The 9,308-nt window shown below is 73.9% G+C and carries 6 protein-coding genes and 1 pseudogene; 3 read left to right on the forward strand and 4 right to left on the reverse strand.

All coding sequences use genetic code 11. From position 1 onward, the window contains the following. The 4 genes and pseudogenes from KBX39_RS33330 to KBX39_RS13795 form a co-directional block, all read right to left on the reverse strand. Positions 1 to 251 (reverse strand): annotated as a pseudogene (locus tag KBX39_RS33330) (hypothetical protein); the annotation flags it as partial. Between the two features lie 693 nt (positions 252 to 944). Beyond that, positions 945 to 2,171, reverse strand: a complete 1,227-nt coding sequence (locus KBX39_RS13785; RefSeq protein WP_043327586.1) for a hypothetical protein — start codon at positions 2,169 to 2,171, stop codon at positions 945 to 947. A 52-nt stretch (positions 2,172 to 2,223) separates the two neighbouring features. Further along, a complete protein-coding gene (locus KBX39_RS13790) occupies positions 2,224 to 3,882 on the reverse strand; it encodes a GTPase (RefSeq protein WP_051611301.1) in 1,659 nt (552 codons plus the stop codon). A 17-nt stretch (positions 3,883 to 3,899) separates the two neighbouring features. Further along, on the reverse strand, positions 3,900 to 5,717 hold the full coding sequence (locus KBX39_RS13795; RefSeq protein ID WP_064447964.1) for an ABC transporter: 1,818 nt from the start codon (positions 5,715 to 5,717) through the stop codon (positions 3,900 to 3,902). Positions 5,718 to 5,928: 211 nt separating this feature from the next. On the opposite strand from KBX39_RS13795, the gene dnaK reads away from it, so the two are divergent. The 3 genes from dnaK to KBX39_RS13810 form a co-directional block, all read left to right on the forward strand. Further along, positions 5,929 to 7,800, forward strand: coding sequence for a molecular chaperone DnaK (gene dnaK, locus KBX39_RS13800; protein ID WP_043327583.1), 1,872 nt, complete (start codon positions 5,929 to 5,931; stop codon positions 7,798 to 7,800). Positions 7,801 to 7,848: 48 nt separating this feature from the next. Beyond that, entirely contained in the window at positions 7,849 to 8,583 is a 735-nt protein-coding gene (gene grpE / locus KBX39_RS13805; RefSeq protein ID WP_043327582.1) for a nucleotide exchange factor GrpE, read from the forward strand. A gap of 79 nt (positions 8,584 to 8,662) precedes the next feature. After that, positions 8,663 to 9,308: DnaJ domain-containing protein (locus KBX39_RS13810; RefSeq protein WP_210870893.1), on the forward strand; the 646-nt coding region annotated here is incomplete at its 3' end.

Raw genomic sequence — 9,308 nt, forward strand, 5'->3', positions numbered from 1 at the left:
GACGTCACCACCGTACCCCCGGCGCGGCCCGTCCTCCCGGCCGCGCCGAGCCTGCCCGACGACAGCGACCTCGCCGCCCGCCACCGGTCCCGCCCGGTGGCCGCGCCGCCGCCACCGTCCACGCCGGTCCGGCCCACCCCGGTCCGCCCGCCGCACCCCTCGCCGGTGCCCTCACCGTCGCCGTCGCACCCGCCGTCCGACCCGGGTACGCCGACGCCCGAGCCGAGCCCCAGCCCCGAGCCGTCCGCCACGTCCGTCGAGCCGACGCCCTCGGCAGGTTCGTCCGACCCGTCCGGCCCATCGGGTACGTCCGGTCCCGCTGATCCGTCGGGTCCTGCCGAGCCGTCCGGTTCCGCTGGGCCGTCGGGTCCCGCCGAGCCGTCCGGTCCCGCTGATCCGTCGGGTCCTGCCGAGCCGTCCGGTTCTGCTGGGCCGTCGGGTCCTGCCGGGTCGTCCGCCGCGTCCGCTCCTTCCGGCCTGGTCCGCCCATCGGTGTCCCGCGCCTCATGATCGACACCACTTCGGCGTAGTGGTGTGGTCCCGGCCGGTCCGATGCAGCCACCTCGCCGAGGTGGTGTGGATCAACGAGGTCCGGCTGGTCAGGGCATCGGCAGGCGCATGATCGACACCACTTCGCCGTGCTGGTGTGGTCGCGAGCGACTTGATACAGCCACCTCGCCGGGGTGGTGTCGATCAAGGAGGTTCGGGGAGGCCCCTCGCGCGGGGCACCCAGGGCCGCATGATCGACACCGTTACGCCGTGCTGGTGTGGTTCCGGCCGGCTCGATGCAGCCACCTCGCCGGGGTGGTGTCGATCAACGAGGGGCGGGGCAACCGAGGGCCGGTGCCCGCATGATCGACACCACTTCGGCGTAGTGGTGTGGTTCTGGCCGGGGTGATGCCGCCACCTCGCCGAGGTGGTGCCGATCATGCGTGCGCGACTGCCTAGGCCGGGTCGTCGGTCAGGCGGTGGCGGTTCGCCTCGATCCAGGCGTTCAGCGCCTCCGGGTCGTCCGGGTCCACGCCGTCCGCCATCAGCTGGGCCACCGCGGCCGTGGCCGGGCTGCGCCGCTCACCGGTGCTGTAGAGCCGCGCGAACTCCGGGACCATCTCGGTGATCGCCTCGTCCGTCCGGGCGGACGCCGACTGCGACAGCCCGCGCTGCCGGGCCGCGTACGCCGCCCAGGCGCGCAGCACCCGGGGCAGCATCGCCGCGTCGTCCATGTCCAGCACGGCCCGGCGGTGCACCCAGTCGAGCAGGAACAGCTCGGCGACCATCGGGCTCCACCGCATCGGGTCGGCGTCCGGGAAGCTGGCCGCGTGGTCGAGCAGCAGGCCGAGGCAGAAGTGCAGCGAGGCCAGCTCACCGTCGGCGACCTCGGGCAGGCCGAACCGGGACGCCTCGGGCGAGTCGAGGAACGCGCGTACCAGGCGGGTGCGCTCCTCGTCGGTGGGCGGCGGCACGACCGCCGGACCGGCCGGCGGGGTCGGCCCGGGCAGCGCGGCCAGCCGTGCGCCCACGAGCGCCCGGTCGGTGGCGAGCGAGCCCTGTGCGGGCAACTCGGCGAGGTCGTCGGTGACCGCCAGGTGGCGGCTCACCTCGGCGTGCATCCGGGCCGGGTCCTCGGTACGGAACCAGGTGAACTCGTCCTCGGTGCAGATCTCCCGGGCCTGCTCCACGATCCGGGCCGCCGGGCCGCCGACGAAGACGTCCTTGGTGATGCCGATGTTGTGGTCGACCAGCGCCACCAGCGCGTGCTCGGGCCCGCCCTGTTCCTCGTCGTCGTACGCGAACGTGGCTAGGTAGGACGTCTGGTCGCCGTACACGTCGCCGTACGCCCAGGCGCCTGTGACGTGCACCCGGCCGAGCTGGCCGGCCCACGTCGGGGCGTACGCGCCGGGCCGGACCCGGGCGGCGCCCTCGGCGTCGGGCACCAGGGCGGCGAAGACGGCGCGCAGTGTGGTCGCGGCGGCGCTGCGCCGCCGGGACGTGGCGGCGAGGAAGCCGGTGACGAACTCGCGGACGGCCTGTTCCCGGTCGTGCTCCGCGACGGCGTAGACGCTGCCCAGCAACGCGGCGCCGAGCATCTCCGCGTCCAGGGCCGAGTCGAGCCTCGTCACGTCGCGCGCGGCGTGCAGAACCGCGTCGTAGGGGGTCTGTGGCGTGGCCATGCATCGACCCTACGCCGCGCGGGCCGCCCCCACACCGGTCAGCGCGCCGGGTTCAGCGCCGCACGGCTTCGCGCAGCGCCTCCCGGGCCGTGCCGTAGCGGGTCAGCACCGCCCACACCGGGTCCAGCACGTACTTCTCGCCGACGCTGCCCACCGACGTGAGCAGGCGTCGCTCGGCCCGCGCCCGGGCCCGGCGGGCCGCCCACCCGACCACCGGCCGGGTCAGCGCCGCGATCAGCAGCCCTGCCAGCAGGCCACCGAGCAGCAGGACCGTCGGCCACGGCACCACGCCGAGCGTGGGGTGTTCCAGCGGGGGCAGGCCGAGCAGGCGCACCGCGTACCCGAGGAGCAGCCAGACCAGGCCGGCCAGCGCGGCCAGGGTGACCACCCACTGAAGCGCGCCGACCACCCGCCACCAGGCCGGCCGGCGGTCCATGCCCAGGTCGGTCGCGGCGACCGCGTGGTCGAGCGCGCCCGGCAGGTCGGCCTGCCGGGACCGGGCCGCCGCGGTCACCGCGGCCGGCCACGGCGCCGGCAGACCGGCGCCGTTCCGGTCGGCCACCGCGCGGATCGCCAGCGTGAGGGCCGAGCGCTGCGCGGCCGTCGGATCGGGTACGGAGGTGGCCGCGACCAGGCTGTCCGCCGGCGCGTCCGGGTCCCGCCCGGGCAGGTGCAGCCGGCGCAGCGGATCGGGTCGTAGCTTGCGCCAGCTCCGCAGCAGCGGCCAGCCGGTGTTGCTGACGGCCCGGTGCCGGTACGCCCCCTCGACCGCCGCCGCCACAGTCGGCACCCCGGCCGCCCCGGCCAGCGCCCGGTTCAGCTCCTGCGCCGAGGCGTCGCCGGGTTTGCTGCTCGGCGGTTCCGGCCCGACGAGCGGTTCGAGATCGGCCACCACGGCGTCCACGTCGCCGGAGAGCCGGCGCAGGGCGGCCTGCCGTTCGGCGACCGTACGCTCCAGCTCGGCCCGCAGGCCGCTCAGCCCGTTCGGGTCGACCGCTACCGTGGGCAGCAGCGGCACCCCGCCCAGCCCGTCCTCGTCGAGCAGCCGGCGCAGATCCTCGAGGACCTTGGGCAGCTCGGTCGGGTGCAGCCGGTCGGCCTGGTTGAGCACCACGACCGTGACGTCCTTGTGCCTGTGGAACTCGCGCAGATAGCTGGTGTGGATCACGCGGTCGGCGTACTTCTGCGGGTCGACCACCCAGACCACCAGGTCGACCAGGCCCAGCAGGCGGTCGACCTCCAGCCGGTGACCGTGCTGCACCGAGTCGAAGTCGGGCAGGTCGAGCAGGACGAGGCCGTGCAGCGTCGACTCGTCGTCGGCGTCCAGCGGGCTCTCCCGGACGAACCGGTGCCGGGGCAGCACGCCGATCCAGTCGAGCAGCCGGACCGCGCCGTCCAGCGGACCCCACACGCAGGCGTGCGCGACGCCGGTGGTCGGCCGGCGCACCCCGACCGGGGAGAGGTCGAGCCGGGCCAGCGAGTTGAACAGGCTCGACTTGCCGCTGCCGGTCGCGCCGGCCAGCGCGACCACCGTGTGCCGGCCGGAGAGGGCGAGCCGGTCACCGGCCCGCTCGACCACCGTGTGCGCGGCGACCAGTTGAGCGTCGGGCACATCGCCGTCCACCGCGGAAAGGAACCGCTGGATCGCCTGGAGGCGCTCGATGAGCACGTCCGGGTCGACCCGCTGCTCGCCGCGCAGCGCGTCCCGCATCCGTCCGACGACGTTACTCACTGGCGTCCGTCCTGCTCGGGGCTCGGGAACAAGCCGCTCCGGTGCCGGGCCCGCTCGACCTCCAGGGCGGCCCAGCGCAGCGCCGCGCCGGCGTTGTCGGCCGGGCGCTCGGCCTCGGTGCGGGCCAGGAAGCGCTCGGCTTCCTCGGCCAGCAGCTTGCCGGTCCGGTCGAGCAGGTCGATCCGGGCCTTGCGGGCCAGGTTCCGCACCGCCTGGTCGCCGAAGATCGCCTGGAGCACGGTCTGCCCGGCGACCGCCGTGCCGGTGCCGGCGGCGACCTCCAGCCCGGTGGGGATGAACGCGGTGGAGGCGAACACGCCGATCATGACGGCGAGGCCGGTGGCGTTCACCGCGTACGCCGCAGTGCGGGCCACGAACCGCCGGTCGCCGCCCTCGACCCGGACCAGTTCCAGCACGCCGCGCTGCCAGTCGCGGACCAGCTGCTCGGCCCGCTCCGGCAGGTCGGCCGAGGCGTGGGCCAGGTCCGGCTCCAGCAGCGCCGCGCCGGCCGGGTGCGCCTTCCAACCGGTGTACGCGTTCTCCGCCGCCTCGGCGGCCACGCCGCGCAGCAGCGTGACGAGCTGCGACTCGATCGCGGTACGCAGTTCCGCGGCGGGCGCGGGCCGCCCGGTGACCGCCGCGACGACCCGGTCCCGCAGCCGGCCGATGCGTGCCTCCAGGCCCCGGAAGAACTCGCCGGTGCCGATGAACTCCTGCCAGCGGGCCAGCACCTCGCCGCGCAGCAGCCGGCCGTCCCGGAGCCCCTGGTCGACGCTCCGCTCGGCGCCCCGGTACGCGGCCCGTACCCGTTCGTCCAGCGCGTCGGCGGCGGTGCACTGCTCGTCGGCGGCCTCGGCGAGCGCCTCCACCACCGGGTGCAGCGCGGCCAGCGCGCCGTCGAGCGTCTGCCGGACCACCGCGGCGCGGGCGTCGGCGTCGGCGGCGAGCCGGGCGAACCAGTCACTGAGCGGGGCGGTGATCCGGTCCGGCAGCAGCCCCTGCCCGTCCACCCAGGTCTCCGGCAGCACGAACAGCGGCGCGGCGCCCAGCTCCTGCTCGGCCAGCATCTCGGACAGGTGGGCGGCGACCTCGTCGGCGGCCTCCGGGGGGACCCGGTCCAGCACCATCGCCACTGCGGTGCCCCGGGCGCGGGCGCTGCGCAGCAGCTCCCAGGGGACGGCGTCGGCGTACCGGGCGGCGGTGGTGACGAACAGCCAGAGGTCGGCGGCGGCGAGCAGTTGCCCGGCGAGCGCCCGGTTGGCGTCGACCACCGAGTCGATGTCGGGCGCGTCGAGGAAGGCCAGGCCGGGCGGCAGCGCCGGTGCGGTGACCAGGTGCAGGGTGCCCGGCTGCTCGCTCGGCTCGGTGGTCCGGGTCAGGCCGGGCAGCAGCTCGCCCTGCCGGAACCAGGCCGCGTCGGTCGGGCTGCACACCAGCACCGGGGAGCGGGTGGTGGGGCGGAGCACCCCGGCCGCGCTGACCCGTGCCTGGACCAGGCTGTTGACGAGCGTCGACTTGCCCGCGCCGGTGGAGCCGCCGACCACCACCAGCAGCGGGGCGTCGAGCCGGGCCAGCCGGGGAAGCAGGTAGTCGTCGAGCTGGTCGGTGAGGCTCGTGGCGGCGTGCCGGGCCGGCTCGGCCGAGGGGAGGGCGAGCGGGAAGCGGGCCGCGCCGATCGCCGACCGCAGGCCGGTGAGCGCGGCGGGCAGGCCCTCCGCGGCGTGCGCAGGCTGGTCGGCGCCGGTGGTGGCTCCGGTGCGGGCTGCGACGGCGGGCGCGCCGGCACGGGTGGCGGAATCGCCATGCGTCGTCACCGCTAAAGCGTGCCCGACCGACGCAAGGTAAGACAACCGGACAGTAGTAACGGTCGGGTTGCGCCGGGTCGGCTCAACCTCGACTTGCGGATTGGCGATGGCGTGGCACTATTGAGTCAAGTTCACTCAACTTGTGGTGCGGTCGCTTCCGGGCGGCCCTCCCGGGCAGGCCGTCTGACCTGCTCACCCGTTACGAAGCGAGGAAGCGAACATGGCACGTGCGGTCGGCATCGACCTCGGCACGACGAACTCCTGCGTCAGCGTTCTCGAGGGCGGTGAGCCCACCGTCATCGCCAACGCAGAGGGCTCGCGTACGACTCCCTCGATCGTCGCGTTCGCCCGCAACGGCGAGGTGCTCGTCGGTGAGGTCGCCAAGCGCCAGGCGGTGACCAACCCCGACCGGACCATCCGCTCGGTCAAGCGGGAGATCGGCACCAACTGGACCGTCGACATCGACGGCAAGAAGTACACCCCGCAGGAGATCTCGGCCCGTACGCTGATGAAGCTCAAGCGGGACGCCGAGGCGTACCTGGGCGAGCAGATCACCGACGCGGTGATCACCGTCCCCGCCTACTTCAACGACGGGCAGCGCCAGGCCACCAAGGAGGCCGGTGAGATCGCCGGCTTCAACGTGCTGCGGATCGTGAACGAGCCGACCGCGGCTGCCCTGGCGTACGGCCTGGACAAGGGTTCCAAGGAGCAGACCGTCCTGGTCTTCGACCTCGGTGGCGGCACCTTCGACGTGTCGCTGCTGGAGCTGGCCGAGGGCGTGGTGGAGGTCAAGTCCACCAGCGGTGACAACCAGCTCGGCGGTGACGACTGGGACCAGCGCATCATCGACCACCTGGTGAAGACGTTCCGCGGTGAGCACGGCATCGACCTCTCGCAGGACAAGATGGCCATGCAGCGGCTCAAGGAGGCGGCCGAGAAGGCCAAGATCGAGCTGTCCGCCGCCACCACCAGCAACATCAACCTGCCGTACATCACCGCCGGCTCGGCCGGCCCGCTGCACCTCGACGTGACGCTCAGCCGCGCCGAGTTCCAGCGCATGACGCAGGACCTGCTGGACCGCTGCAAGGGCCCGTTCGAGCAGGCCGTCAAGGACGCCGGCATCAAGATCTCCGACGTCGACCACGTCATCCTGGTCGGCGGCTCGACCCGGATGCCGGCCGTCACCGACCTGGTCAAGCAGCTCACCGGCCGGGACCCGAACAAGGGCGTCAACCCGGACGAGGTCGTCGCCGTCGGCGCCGCGCTCCAGGCCGGTGTGCTCAAGGGCGAGGTCAAGGACGTCCTGCTGCTCGACGTGACCCCGCTGAGCCTGGGCATCGAGACCAAGGGCGGCATCTTCACCAAGCTCATCGAGCGCAACACCACCATCCCGACCAAGCGCTCCGAGGTCTTCACCACGGCCGACGACAACCAGCCGTCGGTGCTGATCCAGGTGTTCCAGGGCGAGCGGGAGATCGCGGCCTACAACAAGAAGCTCGGCACCTTCGAGCTGACCGGCCTCCCGCCGGCCCCGCGCGGCGTGCCGCAGATCGAGGTCACGTTCGACATCGACGCCAACGGCATCGTGAACGTGCACGCCAAGGACCTGGGCACCGGCAAGGAGCAGAAGATGACGATCACCGGCGGCTCCTCGCTGCCGAAGGACGACATCGAGCGGATGCGCCGGGACGCCGAGGAGCACGCCGACGAGGACAAGCGCCGCCGCGAGGAGGCCGAGACCCGCAACGTGGCCGAGGCGCTCCAGTGGCAGACCGAGAAGTTCCTCGCCGAGAGCGGCGACAAGCTGCCCAGCGAGAACCGTGACCAGCTCAACGAGGCGCTCGGCGAGCTGCGCAGCGCGCTCGGCGGCCAGGACATCGAGAAGATCAAGTCCGCGCACGAGAAGCTGGCGCAGGTCTCCCAGCAGGCCGGCTCGCTGCTCTACGCCCAGCAGCAGGAGGGCGAGCAGGCGGCGCCGGGTGGCGCGGCCGGGCCGGGCGCCGGCGCGGGCGCGGGCGCGACCGGTGGCCCGAAGGCCGGCGGCGACGACGACGTGGTCGACGCGGAGATCGTGGACGAGGACAAGAAGTGACATCCGGTCCCGGACACGATTCGCACGGCAGAGGGATGAGGTAACCGCATGACGGACAAGCCACGCGCGGCCGACCCGGGTGCCACCGGGTCGGCGGGCGCCGGCAAGGACGCCGGCGACGAACCCCGGGTCGTCATCCGCGACAAGCGCAAGCTCGGCAAGGTGACCGAGCAGCCGGCGAACGACGCCTCGGCGGCGGACGCCGCTGCCGACGCGCCCGCCGAAGGGCTGGTCGAGGAGGCCGAGGTCGTGGTCGACGAGATCGGCGGCGAGGCCGAGGTCACCGGGCCGACGGTGGTCGACTCCCCGGCCGAGCCGAGCGGGGAGACGGAGGCGACCGCGCCGCTCGGCGCCGAGCTGGAGTCGCTCCGCACCGACCTGGAGGAGCGCACCCGCGACCTCCAGCGGGTCACGGCGGAGTACGCCAACTACCGCAAGCGGGTCGACCGGGACCGCAACCTGGTCCAGGAGCAGGCCACCGGCACTGTGCTCAGCGCGCTGCTGCCGATCCTGGACGACCTGGACCGGGCCCGTGAGCACGGCGATCTGGTGGGCCCGTTCGGCAGCGTGGCCGAGCAGCTCACCGCCGCGCTGGGCAAGTTCGGCCTGACCGCGTTCGGCGAGAAGGGCGACCCGTTCGACCCGACCCGGCACGAGGCGGTGGCGCACCAGACCTCCGCCGACGTGACCGAGTCGACCTGCGTACAGGTCATGCGCCGCGGTTACCAGCTCGGCGAGCGGCTGCTGCGGCCCGCCATGGTCGCGGTCGCGGACCCGGAGTAGTGCCGACCCGTGACGTCCCGCCCGCCCCCACCGGGCGGGCGGGACGGCCGGGCTTCGACCCGTGGAAGGGGGTGGACCGGTGAGTTCCAAGGACTGGATCGAGAAGGACTACTACGCCGCGTTGGGCGTGGAGAAGTCCGCCTCCTCGGACGAGATCAAGAAGGCGTACCGCAAGCTGGCCCGGGAGTCGCACCCGGACCACAACCCCGGCGACACCGGGGCCGAGGAGCGGTTCAAGACCGTCTCCGAGGCGTACGCGGTGCTGGGCGACGAGAAGAAGCGACGCGAGTACGACGAGATGCGCTCGCTGTTCGGCTCGGGCGCCTTCCGCCGCAGCGCCCGCGGCGCGGGCCAGCCGGGCGGCGTGCCGTTCGACGTCTCCGACCTGTTCGGCGGCGGCGCGGGCGGCGGGGACACCCGGTTCGGCGGCGGCGGTTTCACCGACCTGTTCAGCTCGATCTTCTCCGGCGGCGGGGGCGGCGCGGCGCGTCCGCGCGGTCCGGCGCGGGGCCGGGACGTCGAGACCGAGGTGGCGCTCGATTTCGAGGATGCGGTACGCGGCGTCACGCTGCCGCTGACGCTGCGCGCGCCCGGCGTCTGCGACACCTGCCACGGCAACGGCGCGAAGCCGGGTACCCAGCCGGTGGCCTGCCCGGTCTGCCACGGCGCCGGCGTGACCACCCGCAACCAGGGGTCGTTCAGCTTCTCCGAGCCGTGCCGCAACT

It is taken from the genome of Micromonospora sp. D75, from assembly GCF_018070405.1.
Lineage (GTDB): Bacteria > Actinomycetota > Actinomycetes > Mycobacteriales > Micromonosporaceae > Micromonospora > Micromonospora chalcea.

Excerpts from the sequence above, each read along its gene's own strand:
- KBX39_RS13785 (WP_043327586.1), bottom strand. The coding sequence starts at position 2,171 with ATGGCCACGCCACAGACCCCCTACGACGCGGTTCTGCACGCCGCGCGC.
- KBX39_RS13790 (WP_051611301.1), bottom strand. The coding sequence starts at position 3,882 with ATGCGGGACGCGCTGCGCGGCGAGCAGCGGGTCGACCCGGACGTGCTC.
- dnaK (WP_043327583.1), top strand. The coding sequence starts at position 5,929 with ATGGCACGTGCGGTCGGCATCGACCTCGGCACGACGAACTCCTGCGTC.
- grpE (WP_043327582.1), top strand. The coding sequence starts at position 7,849 with ATGACGGACAAGCCACGCGCGGCCGACCCGGGTGCCACCGGGTCGGCG.